The organism is Flagellimonas crocea, assembly GCF_033441595.1.
GTDB classification, from domain to species: Bacteria; Bacteroidota; Bacteroidia; order Flavobacteriales; family Flavobacteriaceae; genus Flagellimonas; species Flagellimonas crocea.
This window is the reverse complement of record NZ_JAUZVX010000003.1, coordinates 176,403-194,386: the sequence shown is the minus strand read 5'-3', so window position 1 is coordinate 194,386 and position 17,984 is coordinate 176,403. Positions and strand designations below refer to the sequence as shown.

Annotated in this window: 23 protein-coding genes; 17 read left to right on the top strand and 6 right to left on the bottom strand. The window is 35.9% G+C overall.

The window, feature by feature from the left end:
* Window positions 1-107: 107 nt before the first annotated feature.
* The 14 genes from SD449_RS10310 to SD449_RS10255 all read left to right on the top strand — a co-directional run bounded on the left by SD449_RS10310 (window position 108) and on the right by SD449_RS10255 (window position 11,955).
* Window positions 108-521 carry a hypothetical protein gene (locus SD449_RS10310; protein WP_318310449.1) on the top strand — a complete coding sequence of 138 codons (414 nt, stop codon included), beginning with the start codon at window positions 108-110 and terminating at the stop codon, window positions 519-521.
* A 198-nt stretch (window positions 522-719) separates the two neighbouring features.
* A complete protein-coding gene (locus SD449_RS19200) occupies window positions 720-1,199 on the top strand; it encodes a tryptophan-rich sensory protein (RefSeq protein ID WP_404828040.1) in 480 nt (159 codons plus the stop codon).
* A gap of 231 nt (window positions 1,200-1,430) precedes the next feature.
* Complete coding sequence (locus SD449_RS10305) at window positions 1,431-2,039, top strand: hypothetical protein (protein ID WP_318310448.1); 609 nt, start codon at window positions 1,431-1,433, stop codon at window positions 2,037-2,039.
* A gap of 356 nt (window positions 2,040-2,395) precedes the next feature.
* Window positions 2,396-3,661: a tyrosine-type recombinase/integrase gene (locus SD449_RS10300; RefSeq protein ID WP_318310447.1), complete on the top strand. Its 1,266-nt coding sequence runs from the start codon at window positions 2,396-2,398 to the stop codon at window positions 3,659-3,661.
* Window positions 3,662-4,525, top strand: coding sequence for a hypothetical protein (locus tag SD449_RS10295; protein WP_318310445.1), 864 nt, complete (start codon window positions 3,662-3,664; stop codon window positions 4,523-4,525).
* Window positions 4,526-5,192: 667 nt separating this feature from the next.
* The gene (locus SD449_RS10290) at window positions 5,193-5,708 is read left to right on the top strand and encodes a hypothetical protein (protein ID WP_318310444.1); all 516 of its coding nucleotides are present in this window, start codon (window positions 5,193-5,195) and stop codon (window positions 5,706-5,708) included.
* Window positions 5,709-6,293: 585 nt separating this feature from the next.
* Entirely contained in the window at window positions 6,294-6,578 is a 285-nt protein-coding gene (locus tag SD449_RS10285) for a helix-turn-helix domain-containing protein (RefSeq protein ID WP_318310443.1), read from the top strand.
* A gap of 9 nt (window positions 6,579-6,587) precedes the next feature.
* Window positions 6,588-6,977 carry a hypothetical protein gene (locus SD449_RS10280; protein ID WP_318310441.1) on the top strand — a complete coding sequence of 130 codons (390 nt, stop codon included), beginning with the start codon at window positions 6,588-6,590 and terminating at the stop codon, window positions 6,975-6,977.
* A gap of 109 nt (window positions 6,978-7,086) precedes the next feature.
* Entirely contained in the window at window positions 7,087-7,278 is a 192-nt protein-coding gene (locus tag SD449_RS19195; protein WP_404828039.1) for a helix-turn-helix domain-containing protein, read from the top strand.
* Window positions 7,279-7,303: 25 nt separating this feature from the next.
* Complete coding sequence (locus SD449_RS10275; RefSeq protein WP_318310439.1) at window positions 7,304-8,047, top strand: hypothetical protein; 744 nt, start codon at window positions 7,304-7,306, stop codon at window positions 8,045-8,047.
* A gap of 21 nt (window positions 8,048-8,068) precedes the next feature.
* A complete protein-coding gene (locus SD449_RS10270) occupies window positions 8,069-9,103 on the top strand; it encodes a hypothetical protein (RefSeq protein WP_318310437.1) in 1,035 nt (344 codons plus the stop codon).
* Between the two features lie 3 nt (window positions 9,104-9,106).
* Complete coding sequence (locus SD449_RS10265; RefSeq protein ID WP_318310435.1) at window positions 9,107-9,631, top strand: terminase small subunit; 525 nt, start codon at window positions 9,107-9,109, stop codon at window positions 9,629-9,631.
* Window positions 9,618-11,138 (top strand): terminase large subunit domain-containing protein, encoded by a 1,521-nt coding sequence (locus tag SD449_RS10260; protein WP_318310434.1) that lies wholly within the window; start codon window positions 9,618-9,620, stop codon window positions 11,136-11,138. Before SD449_RS10265 ends, SD449_RS10260 begins: the two co-directional genes overlap by 14 nt.
* Before the next feature lie 28 nt (window positions 11,139-11,166).
* Window positions 11,167-11,955, top strand: coding sequence for a hypothetical protein (locus SD449_RS10255; protein WP_318310433.1), 789 nt, complete (start codon window positions 11,167-11,169; stop codon window positions 11,953-11,955).
* On the opposite strand, the gene SD449_RS10250 is transcribed toward SD449_RS10255, so the two are convergent.
* Entirely contained in the window at window positions 11,925-12,218 is a 294-nt protein-coding gene (locus tag SD449_RS10250; protein WP_318310431.1) for a helix-turn-helix domain-containing protein, read from the bottom strand. The genes SD449_RS10255 and SD449_RS10250 overlap by 31 nt on opposite strands.
* 136 nt (window positions 12,219-12,354) lie before the next feature.
* On the opposite strand from SD449_RS10250, the gene SD449_RS10245 reads away from it, so the two are divergent.
* Window positions 12,355-12,930 carry a hypothetical protein gene (locus SD449_RS10245; protein WP_318310430.1) on the top strand — a complete coding sequence of 192 codons (576 nt, stop codon included), beginning with the start codon at window positions 12,355-12,357 and terminating at the stop codon, window positions 12,928-12,930.
* A 118-nt stretch (window positions 12,931-13,048) separates the two neighbouring features.
* The gene (locus tag SD449_RS10240) at window positions 13,049-13,282 is read left to right on the top strand and encodes a hypothetical protein (protein WP_225605408.1); all 234 of its coding nucleotides are present in this window, start codon (window positions 13,049-13,051) and stop codon (window positions 13,280-13,282) included.
* Between the two features lie 24 nt (window positions 13,283-13,306).
* Here SD449_RS10240 and SD449_RS10235 read toward each other — a convergent pair whose 3' ends face one another.
* The 5 genes from SD449_RS10235 to SD449_RS10215 form a co-directional block, all read right to left on the bottom strand.
* Window positions 13,307-13,687 (bottom strand): hypothetical protein, encoded by a 381-nt coding sequence (locus SD449_RS10235; RefSeq protein ID WP_318310428.1) that lies wholly within the window; start codon window positions 13,685-13,687, stop codon window positions 13,307-13,309.
* Between the two features lie 163 nt (window positions 13,688-13,850).
* Window positions 13,851-14,135 (bottom strand): hypothetical protein, encoded by a 285-nt coding sequence (locus SD449_RS10230; RefSeq protein ID WP_318310427.1) that lies wholly within the window; start codon window positions 14,133-14,135, stop codon window positions 13,851-13,853.
* Between the two features lie 53 nt (window positions 14,136-14,188).
* On the bottom strand, window positions 14,189-14,824 hold the full coding sequence (locus tag SD449_RS10225) for a hypothetical protein (protein WP_318310426.1): 636 nt from the start codon (window positions 14,822-14,824) through the stop codon (window positions 14,189-14,191).
* Window positions 14,825-15,099: 275 nt separating this feature from the next.
* Complete coding sequence (locus SD449_RS10220) at window positions 15,100-16,374, bottom strand: polysaccharide biosynthesis protein (protein WP_318310425.1); 1,275 nt, start codon at window positions 16,372-16,374, stop codon at window positions 15,100-15,102.
* A gap of 1 nt (window position 16,375) precedes the next feature.
* The gene (locus SD449_RS10215; protein WP_318310423.1) at window positions 16,376-16,768 is read right to left on the bottom strand and encodes a hypothetical protein; all 393 of its coding nucleotides are present in this window, start codon (window positions 16,766-16,768) and stop codon (window positions 16,376-16,378) included.
* 285 nt (window positions 16,769-17,053) lie between these two features.
* On the opposite strand from SD449_RS10215, the gene SD449_RS10210 reads away from it, so the two are divergent.
* Window positions 17,054-17,779, top strand: a complete 726-nt coding sequence (locus tag SD449_RS10210; RefSeq protein ID WP_318310421.1) for a hypothetical protein — start codon at window positions 17,054-17,056, stop codon at window positions 17,777-17,779.
* Window positions 17,780-17,984: the final 205 nt, after the last annotated feature.

Sequence of the window (17,984 nt, the reverse complement as noted above, 5' to 3'; positions counted from 1 at the left end):
GGGCTGGCTGAATCCACGCGCACGGTATTGCTAAAGTCTGTGCTAGACCGAAAAACAGTAACTTAAAACCTGTAACTGACGGTTATACGAGACCGTTGTAAACAATAATGAAAAAAATTATCGTTCTCATTTTTCTAACTCAAATGGCTTTTGGCCAGGACAGCTCTAATAACTCCTTTGTTGGAAAGTGGGTAGTAGTTGAATCTTTCACCAAAGGTCCTGACCAAGCGGTTTCAGATGAATATGAGCTCTCTCAAATATTCCTTGGTGGCTCAATTGACTTCAATTCAAATGGCAATTTCAAAATAGACTTAAAAAGTCAAGATGAATTTGCCAGAGATTTAATCGAAATGACAATGGGCTCAAAATGGATATATAATAAAGATTTGGACTGGATTATGGTGGGTACAGAGGAAGATGACTATACTATTATCGGATTCCAACACTTTATTAAAGACAAAAAGCCTTATTTGAAAATACCTGAATCAGGAATTGTACTCCAAGTGGAAAAAATAAAATAACTATTTACAACACTGCCTGTATTTCATTGTTCCCTCCTACCTTGAACTAAATTCCCTACTTTTAAGAAAACTAATAATCCCAAGAATGATTTCTTCTGTTAGCCTTGGCTACCCGGCCACTGACTGAAAGGAAATTATTGGTGTGAGTGTTGTGTCCCAACAACAAAAGCGAAATGGAAATTCTAAAAATATAGAAGTATGATTTGGACATTAATCATAAGTATTCTGATATTCTACGGGATATTGATCGTGGTAAATATTCCGGCACCGCTGATTGGACTGAATTTTGAAAGTGGACAAACGCCTAGACTTTGGTACGCTCCACCTGGATACGTAATACCTATCATTTGGTTTGTTCTATTTACACTTCTCGGGATTGGAAGGTACAACCTAATTCAAACGGAATTTGGCAACTATCAATGGTGGTTATTCGGATTGGCATTTCTCTGTGCAACTTATGCCTACTATACGTTGGGACTTGCCAAAATGACAAATATTTCGGCTTTGTGGTTTGGACTATTTGGCAACATAGTCGTGATTTTATTTACAGCACTCGTGATTTACAAACTTTTACCAATAAGCAAAACGGTCGCATTTATGACTTTACCAGTTATAGTTTGGACAACTTTTGCGAGCTTAATAGTAATTGGAGAATTGAAACTCGAGAAATTGATATAGAAGAACACAAGCTCAAAAGCGAAATAAAAATAGGACAACTCCGGTATAATTCACTGTTCGCACCTGCATTAAGCTAAATTCCCTATTTTTAAGAAAACTAATTAATAACTGGAATGCATTCGTTACGCGGCATTGGCTCGCTGGAAAAGCCTGCCTTCCGGAAGGCAGGCGCACCGGCCCGCGCCATCGCTCACCAGCCACCAGCCACAACGAAATCATAGCCGAGAACCGTTGGCAACAATATTGAAAAAACTAATAATCATATTATTTCTTGTAGTTTGTTCCTGCAAAACTGGATTTGATTCTTCTTCTAAGAAATGTATTGAAAAAGAGGAAAGGCAAATTCTAATAGAGGCCGTTGATTTGTTTGAATTCAAGATTCAAAAACAATACCCAGAAATTTCAAAAGAGGCCGCCTATTTTGAATTTTTAACTAACTGGGCAGATAATAAATTACCTATGGAATTCTTCCAAGACACTTTATCATTGAAAGTGCGGAATATGGATATATGGGAGGAATCTAAGCGTTCCGAGAAGAATATGGATCGGGAAAGAAAAATATTCAATGTTGATTCAATGAATCCTGTAAGGGTTAAATTGAATTCGGAATTTTCAACTTGCCTATCCAAAACCACCAAGGACTGGGATGGTATTAGAAGATTTTTACTAGCTAATTCTAAATACCGTTTAAGTCCAAGATTTGCCTTAAATGACTACTTCTACAGATCTAATGAAAATGATTTAAAAGATTTTGAGAATAGGTTATCCATAGTTCTTGGAGCATACTACCAAACTATGTTTAATATTAAAAATACAGTTGCCAACAAAGAACTGAGTTAAAAAACAAGTTCCTTTAGTTCAATTTTGATACATAATTCTCATCGTAAGGTAGCCATGTTTATGTAATGGCAAACGCGCTTCAAAAGTTTGTAGATGGGGTGATAAAGATTTCTCTTTTTGCTGGTTATAAAGGTCCGATTCAATTTTGTCCCAAAACAAAAGCCCATCCAAATTGGATGGGCTTTTTGTAGTTGCCACTTCGTGGTACCTCCAGGAATTGAACCTTTTCTATATTAACATATCTCACAATTATATTTAACTACGAAAACCCTTTTAAATAGGGCTTTTTTATATATTTACGTTATATCTAGCTATGTTTAGATATGATTAAATTGTCAACTAAATTGTAAACTGTAATGTCAACCCTGTCTTCAACCTTCTTTCTCAAGCATCCAAAAGGTAATGATGAAACCTTGATTTTATTTTCGTGTTACTTCAAATATGAAGAACGAAAGTTTGTGTATTCGACTGGTGAAAAGATTCATCCCATCCATTGGGATTTCAAAAATCGTCAACCAAAATTAAGAGGTGATAAGTCTCCGTATGCTTCTTCCATTAGGATGCAGATAAATAGGTATTCGGACAAATTTGAAGAGCTTCAAGCTAGGTCCAAGACATACGGTGAGGAATTCACTTCAAAGTTTTTGAGGGATGAATTTGACACTGAATTCAAAAAGGCGCCATCAGGTAAGAATATTTTCTTTAAAGCTTATGACGAATTCATGGAGGCCAATAAAATGCAACAAAAGTGGTCTGTTAGCTCAATCAAAAGATATAACAACATAAAAAATATTCTGGAGGAATTTGAAGAAGCTAGAGGCTACAAACTAACTTTCAATTCAATCAACAAGAAGTTTCATGCCGAGTTTACTGATTATTGTATGACTGACCGAAAACATGCCACCAACACCTACCGGAGGAACCTTGGTTTGTTCAAGACCTTTATGTATTGGGCATTAGATAATGGGTACACCTATCAGGATGATTTCAAGAAGTTTGAAAAAATGAAAGAGGCCTTCACGGAAAAAATTGCTCTCAAAGGGGAGGACCTGGCCAATATAATGAACCATCAGTATAAAACTAAAAGTTTGGAAAAGGTCAGGGATGTTTTTGTATTCGCATGTTGCACCGGGATGAGGTTTGGAGAGCTTAAATTGATTGGCAAGCACAATGTGAAAGATGGTTCCATCTATCTGAAAGAAGAAAAGAGCACAACCAAAAAACCGCGAGAGATACCCTTGAATACATTGTCTGAAATGATACTCAAAAAATATGATTATCAACTTCCCTTAATCGCCAATCAAAAGCAGAACGAGTATATCAAGGACGTTTTTAAGGATGCTGGATATACCCATGATGTTGAGAAGATAATTGTCAAAGGAAAGCAGATTATTCGCGAATCCATGCCATTTCACGACCATATTTCAACGCATACCGCCAGAAGGACATTTATCACTATGATGAAGCGAAAAGGGAAGAGTGATAAGCTAATCAGTAAAATAACAGGGCATACCGATTTAAAAACCCTCAACACCTATTATCAAGTTGATCAAGAAGCAAAAAGGGAAGCCGTTGGTGATGTTTTCAACGGGATAATGACGCCATTAAGAAAAGTAGATTAGATGGAATATCTTGAAATAGAATCCTCATTTCAGAAGCTGATTAAAAGGATAGGAACAATTAACGGCCTGTATATTTCGATTGCATCGTACTACGATTCGAATCATCCGATGTATGATTATTTTAAAGACACCACTATTGATAAAAAGGAAAAGGATCTTTCCAAGATTCAGGAAATTATTGGGAATGATGGGTTTTGGAATTCCTTTAACAAGGATCTCTATGATATTGTGAAAAATGATGTGACAGGTATAGTTGATAAACACCTAATCAAATTACTCATGGAAATAGAGCGATGTCTATACTTTGAGCACAAATATTTTGATTTGTTTGATGCTATTCAAGAGGCAGGTAATGAGGAACTAAAGAAGAGATATGAAAGATTGAGCCTATTTTTTAAAGCAGTCGATGGGTTTTATAATCGATTAGAACAAATTAGGGATGATATTTTTTCTTACTTGGATACTTTTAAATTTGATAGGGCTACCCTATTTGATGATAAGTTCGTGTTCTCCGATAAGTTTCTTGAATTGAAGAAAGAATTCAAGGATGCCCCCGTTGTTATGGATCCATATCCAGGTTCTGCTGTTCCTGTAAAAGCATTGATAACTTACGTTCTAATAAATACCGGTAAAATCAAGGACTTCCCATCTTCCGGTAAGAATAGGAAGGGGGCCATAATGGAGTATGGAAATAAAAACTTTGGTTGCAGTGGAGCCAATTTCGTTAACTGTTTTTACAAGGTTCAAAATGGGACCTATCCTACTGAAGATCATTTAGAAGAGGCTGAGGGGTTTTTAGCTTCTGATAAATCGGCATTTGATTATCTACAAACTCTTCGTCCTGACAAAAGATTCGGTAGATAATAGTTCAAACAGCAATCATATATAATATGGACCTGGAGTGATGAATTTTGAAGGTCTCATCGGTTTCCATTCAAATGACTATATGTTTACCGAATTGGGCAAGTGGAGTATTGAAGAATACAAGTTTTAAATAGCGTAAAGCAAAATTGAAAAAAAACTATGTTTTGGTAAAAGATGGGATTCCTTCAGGGATGTGTGGCATCTTGAAAAAGGTAGTCAAATTCATAGAGCGGAAAGTGTTTTCAGTTATTGGACACCGATAAGAAAGAGTGAAAATCTAATAATTAAAGATGATTATTCAATACATAGGGTTAACCAGTATTGATCTCAATAAAAACTTATCAACAGTAAATGTCTTTGAAATATCAATGCAGGCGCTTAAAGTAGGATTTGTTCCAAATCAAATGTTAATAAACCCTGCTTCTAAATCTATAGTTGATCAACTATAGATTATAAAATGCATTATCTTTGGATAAAAATAAGCCACCGTGCGTCGAAAACAAGATGGCTTAATTACTTTAAATGTTGTAACAAAAAATTAGGGGCCGTTAGATTAATTCTTGCTGGATTCCTACCTAGTAGAAGTGGGTTTGATTCCCACCGGCTCCACTTTTTTGTTATGCAAATGTAACGTATTTGCAATATATACAAAAATAATTTTGTACGCATGTCTGAAATATCTATAGAATCGCTTAAAAAAGAGAGAGATAGCCTTATAAGAAAAATAGAGGCTGTTGAGCAAATGATATATGAATATCAAAAAGCAAAGGATAAGGATTTTTTCTATGTTTTGGATGGTTCTGGCGGTTATAAAATGGTGTTCGAATCTAACTTAGACACAAGAAAGCCTTTAGATGGGTTTCCCGTTAAGGAAACATGGCTGAATCAAATAGTTTATCTACTCAATGACAGGGGTAGATTCATGAACAACCAAGAAATTGCAAGTGCCCTGACTGATTATCACTTCGATTATAATGTAGATAAAATGAAAAGAAAAGTATCTGTTGTAATTTCGGCAGCGTACAAAGCCAAAAGAATTAGGGGGTTGATAAAAGTTGGGGTGACAAAATCAGCTAAGGATGCATTGTGGGGTTTTGATAAGTGGTTGACTAAAGGCAACAAGATAAAAAAGGAACATCGTCCATTTGAAATGGAGCATATTGAAGAAATAATAATTGTATAAAACTAAGGTGGCACCAATCAAGAGAAGTCCAGATTCGAGGTTCACAGGCCAGAACTGTACATTACTTGAAGTGCCACTTTTTTAAAATACCGATTCCGCTTCATTCGCGGCTGAACAGACGAGAAAATCAAAGTGTGCCGTCTCTCATTAGGATAGGGCTTTGAAAAATTACCGTCGGAAAAGGGAGAATGGTTCACGGCCGCTCCCTTTTTTCATGCTCCAAATCTATATAATATAACGTTCTGATCCAAATTAAAGTCTAGATAAGTGTCATAAATTTATGTTGTCCACGACATTTTAGTTGCTAATCCACCTTGATTTTACTTCTGGGTCTGCTGGTTTTCCTTGTCTCATATTGTTTTTAGGTGCTTTTCAAACAATTCTAAAATAAACTGCATTGTCAACGTGTTGAAAAATATCAGCAAAATCAATGCTTTTCAAGCGAAGTTCTGGAGACGGACGGTATTGAACCCACAAAATTTTTGATTAATTATTAATGAGTAAGCCCTTACTTAAGGCTTACTCCCTATCTACACAAAGCTTAATGTTCAATTTAGCCATGTTTTCAATTCAAAAATCATGGATATGGACACTACAAACCCATTTACTCAAATATTTCAAGAGCTAAGGACGATTAAAGAAAAAGTGGATGAACTTGGAGATAAGATGCCAAAGAAGCAGCAATCAATAAGAATGTATTCTCCTCAAGAAATTGCAGACAATACTCCATTAACTGTACAAACCATTAGAGCTGCCATTAATGATGGTCGCATTAAAGCCAAAAAAATTGGCAGGAAAATAATGATATCTCAAGAAGAGTTTGAAAGAGCATGTGTGGAGGTGAAATCTCTTAAGTACAAAAGAGGTTAGGGATAGGCCATGGAGAACCTGGCAATATTCCAAAGTTTCGGAATAACTGATGGCCAAAGCCAATTTGCTACTAGGGCCCAGATTGAACGGTTATACAATGTGCCGAGAAAAACTCTATCGGATAATATCAAGGACCTTAAAAAAGATGGATTAATCAACGGGGCGAAAATCCGCCATGTTGCACAAGATGGAAAACAAAGGCTTCAAGAAGTGTTTGATTTAAATGAGGTCATTGCCATTGGGTTCCGGCTTCGCTCTGATACTGCCATTCGATTACAGAAATACGCTTCAAATCTCCTTGTGGAAAAAATGCAAGCCATTGCCGAGGAAAAGAGAACCCTCGAACTCGAGCTGTCTTATGCTTGGAATAAATCAGATCAAAAGGATTTGTATCAATAATAAGCACACATATTAGAAAAGTGTTGAAGCTATTGCATAGAGCTTATTAATTACAATTGGTTCGGATAAGTAGATGATACTTTAGCCAAAACTTTGAAAAACAAAGTATATGGACAACTTAGTTACAATAAAGCAAGCATCAGAAATCTTGGCATGTACCCCTGAATATGTTAGGCAGCTGTGCAAAGAAAGGAGGCTTACCCCGGTGTCTACAATTCATCCAAGGTACTATTTCGATATGGATGAGGTATTGGAATTCCAAAAAACAATGAAGCCAACTTACAGTTCAAATCAGAAGTAGAGATTGCAAACAAACTAGTGTTTAAATGAACGGTTACACCCTTACAAAATCATGGTTCAACTTCTGCTCGGAAAACCCCGAAAAAATAAGACCCAATCATACGGCTGTTTACTGTTTTGCGGTTGAGCATTGTAATCAATTGGGTTGGAAGAAAAAATTCGGTTTGCCATCAGCAATGACCATGGAGGTTATAGGGATCAAATCATACAACACTTACAAGAAAACATTTGAAGATTTGGTGGAATGGGGATTTTTTGAAATCGTGGAAAGAAGTAAAAACCAATACACTGCCAACATAATTGCTTTGTCAAAAATTGATGAAGCACCTGATAAAGCAAATGCAAAGCACCTGATAAAGCAAAATCAGAGCACAGAACAAAGCAATGATAGTATAATAAAACATAAAAAACCTAATAAACTAAAAAACGAAGAAACTGATGTAATTGATTGGTCTTCCTTTCTCGATTTTTTTAAAAAGTTAACTGGTAAAAATTTAAAGAGCGTTAGTGAAGGTGCAAAAAAACAATTCAGAGTATTGTTAGACGAAGGTTATGAGAAAAAGGATATCCTAAAAGCAATTATAAATGCCCAAAAAGATCCATGGATTCAGGAACGCTCTCACGTATTGACTTTTGAATTCATTTCAAAGAAAGAAAATTTTGAACGCTACTTGAATTATGCTGATTTGAAAAAACAAAGCAAATACCATATTCCCGTTGATCCTCAAGAAAAACAAGGAATTTACAAGAACATGAAATCTATACCATAGTTTCAGAAATAAGCACCCAAAATGGAAGATAACCACAAAGTTTTATTGACATACTTAACCAATCAAGATAGGGCACTGAGCAATATTTATAGAAATATGTCTGCAGAATTGGCACCAGTGCTCAGGAAGTATAAAGCAACTTCATCATCAAGGTTATGGCATGGCAATATTGCTCTAAAGAAGCAAATCGATAAAATATTGAACAAGTACCAAAAAATCCTATTGGACCACCTTACCAAGACAACAAAAACCGCATGGGACCTGTCGGATGACCATAATGATCAATTGGTGGACGACTATATCAAGGGCATCAATGTGCCAGAGGGTTTGAAAAAACAAATGATGGCCAGAAACATTGATGCGTTCAAAGCTTTTGTAAAAAGGAAATCAGGTGGTTTTACCATGTCCCAGAGAGTTTGGAAGATTACCGAGGCCTCTCGCGCGCAACTGGATTATTTTGTAGCAGAGGGTCTGACTTCCGGAAGGTCTGCAACAAAACTATCCATGGACATAAGGCGGTACCTTCAGAAACCCGAAAAGAGATTCAGAAGAATACGGAATCCGGAAACTGGGAAACTCATGCTGAGCGACCCTGCCAAAGACTATCATCCCGGTACCGGTGTGTACAGGTCCAGTTATAAAAATGCGCTGAGGTTGGCAAGGAATGAAATAAACATTGCGTACAGAACTGCAGATATTGAAAGAAGAAAGAATTTACCGTTCATACTCGGAGTTCAGGTGCATTTAAGCCCAGCACATGCGGTAAGGGATATCTGTGATGATTTGGTGGGCCTATATCCCAAAGAATTCAAGTTTACGGGGTTCCATCCGAACTGTCTTTGCTACACTACGTCTCAGTTAATGCCTAAGAATGATTTCATCAAATATTTGAATGGTCAAAGGAATGGATTGAAAAAGCCGGTTACAGGAATCCCGAAGAAGGCCAATCGTTTCTTGAACAAGAATGCAGACAAATTAAAGAATCTCAAATCAAAGCCCTATTTCCTTGATGACAATTTTAGGGAAACTAAGGAGGGCTATGAACTCAATATCTAAATCATGGAAAGCAATCAACATAATCTAACGGATAAGCAACAAAGGTTCTGTGAAGAATACATGGTTGACCTCAATGCCACACAAGCTGCTATTCGTGCAGGATATAGTGAGCAAACGGCAGCGACAATAGGATGTGAAAACCTTATAAAACCTAATATTCAAAATTACATCCAACAACTTCAAAAGGAAATTAGGGAGAGGAATGAAGCGACCGTAGATGAGTGTGTGATGCTACTCACGAATATTATTCGGTTTGATATAGCGGAACTCTATAATGATGATGGGAACATAAAGGATCCTAAGGAAATACCTGATTCCATAAGGAATGCCATTGAAGAGGTCCATATCTACTCAAAGAAGAGCAAAAAGGGCAAAGTGAAAGGCAATACCAAAAAAATACGCTCCTATAATAAGCTTAATGCCGTTGAAAAGTTGATGCGGTATTTAGGAGCCTTTGAAAAGGATAACAGCCAAAATAATCCTGACAATGTGGTCATAATACAGATTCCGGATAATGGCAGAGGGTAATATCATAACACCACAGAAGGGGTATCAAATGAAGGCATTGTCTTCAAATGCCGATATTGTCATTGGCGGTGGCGCTGCCGGTGCAGGGAAAACATTTTCCCTTTTGTTGGACCCGTTGAGGTATATCAAAAACCCTGACTTCTCAGCAGTAATATTCAGAAGGACCACTCCGCAGATAAAAGCGCCTGGTGGTTTATGGGATGAAAGCATGAAACTTTATCCAATTGTTTCGGGAAAGGCAAACCATACCTATCTGACGTGGGAATTTCCGAAAGGCTCAAAGATTAAGTTTTCCCATCTCGAGAACGAAAAGAACGTTTTTACATGGCAGGGATCACAAATAGCATACATTGGTTTTGACGAGCTTACGCACTTTTCAAAAGAAACATTTTTCTACCTCCTTTCAAGGAACCGTTCTCCTAGTGGAATAAAGCCACGTGTGACCGCCACCTGCAACCCAGACCCCGATAGTTGGCTTCATGATCTCATACAATGGTGGATTGGTGATGACGGGTACCCAATACCGGAAAGGAACGGTGTTGTCCGGTACTTTACCAAGGACGGGGATTCAATGATATGGGCGGATACCCTTGAAGAGTGTCTTAAAAAATCAGCATACTTCATAAATCCTTTGGCAGAAAAGGCAGGGGTGGACCCAAAGGAGTTTGTAAAGTCATTGACATTCATAGGTGGAAACGTTTACGAGAACCAAGAGCTCTTGAAAGCTAATCCAGAGTATTTGGCAAACCTAGCTGCCCAAAGCAGCGATACAAGGCTCCAATTGCTAGAAGGTAACTGGAAGGTATCCATCAACCCGGATGATATATACAACTACAATTCATTCAAGGACATATTCACTAACACATTTGTAAAGCATGGACCAAAAAGGATAACGGTGGATGTGGCCATGGGGGGCGTGGACAAGCTTATTGTAAGTTTCTTTAAGGGTTATCGATGGGAAGATGTGGCCATACTTCCAAAGTCATCGGGAAAGGATGTGGTGGACACTATTTCCGATATGCAGAACAGACATGGGGTCGGCAATTCCAATGTGATATATGATGCCGATGGTGTGGGTGCATTTATCGGGGGCGATAACAATGCATTTATCGAGGGGGCCATTGCTTTCCATAATGGCGCCAAGCAGATTGAAACCGAGGACAAGAGGAAATTCAAGAACCTCAAAACACAATGCTTTATCTATTCAGGGGAAAGATGTTCCCGGTCAGAATCATACATATCAGAGAAAGTGGCCAATACCATGTTCGATGAAAAAATGACCGTAAGGCAAAGAATCCTATATGAGCGTAAGGCCATTAAGAAAATGCCCAAAAGGGACGAGGAACCAGAGCGGTTGATCACTAAAGATGAAATGAAGCAAAAGTACCTTAACGGTTCCAGTCCCGATTTGATGGACAATTTCATGATGAACGAGTACTTCGATATCATGATAAGGTCAACAGTAATAGAATCAAACGCAAACGCAGACGATTTAGGTCTGTTTTAAAATAAGTATTAATAAAAATCAAATTATTATGGCAGCTAAAAAGAAAGCAGACTTTAAACCAATTCTCATCCATGAGGATATAAAGTTATTTAGGGATTTTCAAAAGCAGATGGCTCAATACAAGCCATTGCTTGAAAACTTGAAAACCGAATATGATAAACTTGAAATGGGACCCTTTTCCAATAAAGTATTCAAAGGACTACTGAAAGCCGGAATTGTGGAATTCACAAAAACTTATGAGGCCTTTATCGATAAAGAACTCGATAGGGGGGGTACGACATCACATCAATCTATTAGGAAGCGCATAAAGCGTGGTTTGGAAAATGATCTGTCGGGACTATCCAGCAGTTTGGATAAGTTGAAGAGGTTTGAGCCACGTTATGGCAAATATAGAAGTGTAAGTGACAGGTTGGACATAAAATATATTTCCTACAACGACAGGTTGATGATATTCTGGATTAATCGCGAAGATTCCGAAACTCTATTGGAGGAACGTTGTAGAACCTATTTAGAAAATGAACAAGAGAAGAAAGCTTATGATTCATTGGAGAAAGTCCGAAAAGCATATATGGAATTTATGGAAAATGCGAAACCTTTTAGGGGTGTAGGAAGATTTGATATTGGGGAGTTGAGGTTTTTGGTGCCGATGGGCGAGGATAGTAAAGACCCTCAAATCAATACACTTCAGTTCAAACAATTCGTGAATAACGGGAAAATATTCGCAGGATTTGATTTGACAACGGGTTCAAGAAATGCCAAGGACGGAGTTAAATCTATTCTTAGTTCTCAATCCATCATAGAGGAAAGCCTTTTGTAGTCATCGATGGAAGCAACCTTATGGATTTCGCCTTTGTACTCGATATATCCATAAGGTTGTTCATTGCCTTTTTTCCCATGGAAAAGATCCCGGACTTCAACCTCAAGTTCTTTAGCAATGGCAACAAGTAATTCAGCTTTAGGAAAATGTGTTCCGTTCAAAATGTTACTAATACTGGCAGGTGTAACTCCTACAGCACTGGCCAACTTTTTTCCAGTAACATTCTTTTCGTTCAAAATTTCTCTGATTCTCAGCAAATCCATTGAATAAATGTTTGTATCAAAGTTATAAATATTTAGTGTAACTATAATAATTATCGATTAAATGATAGTTTTATTTGATTAATATTATAGTTTTACTTACATTTAACATATTAAAATTTAGAAAAACTATAATACTATGAAAAAATCCACTCCTAGAACAGCAAGCAATATGGAAAAGTTATCGAAGAATTCTTATGATCAGGCATTGAAGGAATTTGAAACATCTCTGTTTGATTCCAATGAGCAGAATACTCTCAAAGCCAAATGGGCCGAGGCTATTGTCAAGCAGATAAACCTGTTTGCTCAAATTAACAAGTTTTATAAAAATATGGAATCAACGATTAGGTTTGATTATATCATCCTTTTCAAGGTACTCAGTTCAATTTATACTGAAAAAAGATTATCCTATGAAGCTCTTTTGGATTACATAAATCTGCAGATGGAAATAAAGGCGTTCCAGAAGAAATTCGCAAAATGGCTTGATGATGAATTTGCCATTCCATTTGGTTTGGAATACTATCTAATGGGTATGCCCATGAAATGTGCCAATGATAACAACATGAGCATGCTTTCAGAACGATATGGAAAAATCTACTGTGATTTCTACTATGGCACACTCATGATCGATATGTACGTTGAAAAGTCAATGGAGTTGGTAAAAGAGGTCATTGGTGAAGAGCACTATGACACTGTAGAATCTGAGGTTCAATAAGTCTGGACTCCACAAAATCAACCATAACCCCTGATTATTATTAGGGGTTCTTTTTTGGTTGACGATCAGGTTGGCAAAAAGAACCGTTTAATCGAGAAATTAATTAAAACGAATCACCATGAGCACGAGTGAAAACGCACTGGAAAGTGCAACAAATCTAATTGTATCCTTAAATGCTTCTTTGGAAGTAGCGCAATCCTTGGTAGGTCAAAATAGAGTAGATGAGGTCAATAAAGTGAAGGAGCAACTATTGGCCGTGTTGATCAACAGCAACACTTTCCGGAAATGGCTTCCAGACGAACAGAATGAAATAATAAAACAGGAAATGTGGAAAATAATGAGAGCAGAATGATGAATGATTCCTCATATGTAAACATCAATTTTCTTCGGCAGAATGTCTTGAATCCAACTGTTCATAATATTGGTTGCATAAAAGTTGAAATTCATTGCGACGTTTAGCTAGAATTCCCTGAGCCTTAATATTGAGAACAGTATTAATTGTATGTTGAGCGTTCCCATTAATATTGATAGGCATTTCGTTAGGATATTTTGAATGGATGAACTCATTTATTTTAAAATGCCTTAAGTTGCACTCTTTCTTCAAATGACTTTGGAGGAATGCCCTGTTCTCAAATCCACCATATTTGGTCTTTTCAATTTCCAAGCAAATATCTTTTAGATATTTATCTATCAAATTATTAAGTTCTTCGAAGTCATACATAATTTTCAAACATAGGTGATTTAAAGATAATGCCATTTTTAAAGGCAATTTCTCGGTCTTTTTGTATTATATTGTAAAGGTCGATAATACCTTTCTTTTTAACAAAATCATCATTTTTCCTGTGATTAACTGAAAACTATTTGGTATTTGGATGTGCAAGTTTTGTCCAAGGCTTTATTTGTAGACAGGCAAAAATCTATCATTTAGTTTCTATCTTTTTTTTGAACTCCTCGAGGTCGAACCTTGAAATGATATAGTCCCTTCCGGTTTTAGTGGCCTTTAATTTATAGGTTCTACCTCCGATTTTTCTACCGCTGGTTATGTACCTTATTAAAGTAACCTTGCTTACCCCTATTTTGATAGATGCATCCTTGGAACTGAGTTTTTCATCCCGCATCATTTCCTCTTTGTATTTTTCCACTGCTGCATCAGCTGCTACATTAGCAACTTTCTCCATCAATTTGTCCATGTAATCCAAACGCATTGTGATTGTATTACCAACTATTGAATAATCAGGATTCATATATAAGTTTTGACTTAAAGCAGTTTTTTGTAAATGTGCAGATGAACCTTATTAACTGCCTTATTCCAGTAGTCTGAAGTAAAGCTTAGCTTATCTTCAATTTCCACTTCATATTTATCATTTAAATCTGATATAGATGTCACATCATTGAACCGGGATAAATCAGGTCGTGGCCATTGATTTATGTTTTCGATTAATTCCTTGAAACTTTCATCATTTCCACATAATATTTCAAAGTCAATTGCATGCATGTCCAATGCCTCTACTTTTTCAAATAGCAATGATACGCCTTCATCTCTTTTTTGTTGGTGGTACTCGCCTTGAGATTTTGCATGCGCGTTGCTCTCATCTATTCGATAGATGGTTTTGTGATAATTAAAGGCCATTCCATGTTCCAGGCAATTGATTTCGTATCTTCTGATTGAATTAATTGATGATATTAATTTGTTGTATAAGACCCTCTTTTTTTCCTGTTTTTCCTTACCTCTCTTTACCCATTCAACAATCAAAATAGATCCTAATGAAATTACGCCTCCGGCAATGACAGAAAGAAAAGTTTTTAAAAATTCCACGTTGAATGAAGTGGGGTCTGCGGGTTCACTCATAACTTTTATTAAATATAGAGCTATTAAGATAACCAAATGTTTCATAATGAACGAAGTTCAATTACCGTCTCCAAAAATACCAAAGGAGTGTACTTGTTTTGTTGATAAATCCAAGTTGTTTGGCAGTTTGGTTGATGGAAAGGATTTTTTTAAGACAAAAATTTAAATTGGACAGTAAACAAAATGATTAGGAAAGAAGGAAACTTAAAAAAAATATGGTAGAGGCATGAATAGATATTTGAGCACCGTTTCAACTCATGAATCGATTTCGGAGAGAAATATCTCTCAAAAGAAAGCTGTCAAGGATTTATATTATTCGGTCAACCCTCTTTATAGAACAAATTGTTTAACTTTTCCATGTACTCATCAATTGATTCGTCAGGCAACAATGCATCCTTATATTCATGAGTATTATTTGAGATATACTCTGGCACTAATTCTTTCATTTTTTCAATGACGTTCATGTTGAGGAATTTATTTGAAACACAAAGTTCATCAATTTTCATTTTTACTTTTGCATAATCAAACTTCCTATTCTTAGCTAACATTATTTTTTCATGGTAAGTGGGAAGTGTATTTTCTCCTGATGCTAGAAGTTCTTCATATAACTTTTCACCAGGTCGAAGCCCAACTATTTTTATATCTATATCTTCAGGGTATCTATATCCAGCAAGCCTAATCATGTTCTTTGCTAAATCATATATCCTAACTGATTCACCCATATCAAAAACAAATATTTCACCTCCATTTCCCATTAAGGATGCTTCTAAAATCAAGTTGGACACCTCAGATTCTGTCATAAAAAAACGGCTCACTTGTTTATGAGTAATCATAAGGGGCCCGCCCCTTTCAAGTTGCATTTTTAATATGGGGACGATTGAACCTCGTGGCCCTATTACGTTCCCAAATCTAGTGGTTATGTACTTTGTTTTACCTAAGCTGTTAAGGCTGTTTATATACTGCTCTGCAATTCGCTTGGTGACACCAACTACATTTACTGGAATAGCAGCTTTGTCAGTTGATAGAAAAACAAACTTCTTTGCATTGTAATGAGATGAAGCATCAGCCAAAATTTTTGTACCTTCAACATTGGTTTTAATGGCTTCATAAGGAGCATTTTCCACTAAAGGAATAGCTTTATTTCCAGCTGCATGAAAAACTATAGTGGGCCTATATTCCTGAAATATGTGATCTATCCTAACCTTATCACATATATCTGCTAAAACCGTTTCAAAATTGAGTTTGTCTTTTCGTTTAAGTTCCCAATGAAGGTTATATAATGCAGATTCTGACTGATCTAGTAGTATTACTTTTTTAACCTCATAATCCAGTATTTGTTTAGTAAGCTCACTCCCAATTGACCCTCCAGCCCCTGTGATGAGTATTGTTTCATTCTGATACCCTTTCACAAAATGCGAGACCTCTCTTTTTATAATTGACCTATTAAGTAATTCTTCGATATTGACAACTTTATCTTCTTGGCGGTTTCTATTTCCAGTTTCCACTATTAATTTCGACCGCCTTTTAATGCGTATCGCTATCAACGAGATTGTTAAAGAAAGAATGCTCAATATGATAAGACTAGTTTCAATCATTTTATTTCTTTGGAAATAAGTGAACACTTAAAGTTAGGATAATCATAGAGACAAAAGAAACCATGGATATTTCCTTTATTTTTTCTACTGAAAAAGCATCTATTTTTGTGAATGAAAATATTTCAATGAAGATCATGAGCACAGATAACCCGATAAGAGAATTTCTTAAGATAGGATAGTGAGTTTCCTCTTTAAGAAGCTCACCAATATTAGAGCCGAGCAAAACAATAGATATTAAGACTAGTTCTCCTTTTGATATACCATCAAAATAACAATTCTGAAAGCTTTCAAGATTTAACCTGTCCATTTTCAGATAAATATCAATCAAAACTGGAGAAATGGAAATCAAAATAACGTAAAAAAGCCAGTGATTTAAGTTGTTTACGATTTTCATTCAATAGGATAATTTAAATGGAAATATACAACTTATTATCATTGTCTATAAATGGCCCATATATCAACTACAATGATAGAAATGTACTTGTAAACACCCTTACAAAGTTGATTCAGTTGACATCGCAAAGGAAGGAGGCCATGTGTTTGTGCCAAATACAAGAAAGGTTGATCAGATTCAGGCATAGTTTTTAGTCTGTTTTTCTTAGATTGAGAGGGTCGTTTTTTATTGAGGGGCCTCTTTTTGTTTAAATTAGGAGAATCATATTAATTAGCATTTATCTATATGCGAACTAATTATATTATTATTATTCTTACTGCCGGCATAGCAGTATTTTCAATTAATGGAGTTTTTGATATAGATAGCCAGCAATTAAGATTTACGGTGATTATCTTGTCAATCTTTTTGATGTGCTTTTCTATGTATGAAGAATACCAAAAACGAGATGTATTTAGATATATTAAAAATTTTGATACACTTGTATTGAAGGTTGGAAAGAAGATTAATAAATCTAACATTTATTTTGCGGGCACCGAATCTAAATTTGTGGATGCTGATAGATTGCTTCAAAGTACTCTTTTTACAGATTTAAATTTCCAATGTAAACTTTACAAAGGAAGAATTCTTGTTGACATTGATATTTTGGATAATTCTGGTAAAATAATTGCTATGATGCGTTCTAATCTATGGAAAGTTGGTGGTCGGCAATTTGATTATAATTATGATAAAAATGGATTAGAAATATTAAATGAGGAAGGACTAATTTGTTTCCAAATATATAAGTATAAGGATGGGATTTCTATAGGAGGTATATTTTACACCCCAGATGGAAGATATTTTACAATAATGAAGCCGCAATTTGGCCCAAAACATATGCGTAATAGTGCTGGCGTATTTTATATTGATACCGAAAATTCAGTTAATTACAATCAATTCAAAATTGATTACAAAAAAATGGTTAAACCAATTTTTGTTTTTCCCACAGGTTATAAAAAGGGTAAGAGGGTTTAATGCTAAGTACGCTAAAATGGTTAAGCTTACAGGGACCAATAAAAATTTTATATGTCCAAAAATTATTGAGAAAATCGGGGGCATTCTATTTGAATCATAATTTTCGCCTGTAATTATCCATGTTTTTAATATGACTTGAAATTCTTTTTGGAGGCTGAAATAATTGTTTACATTTCTTCTGATGTAAGGAACAATTGAAATGCAG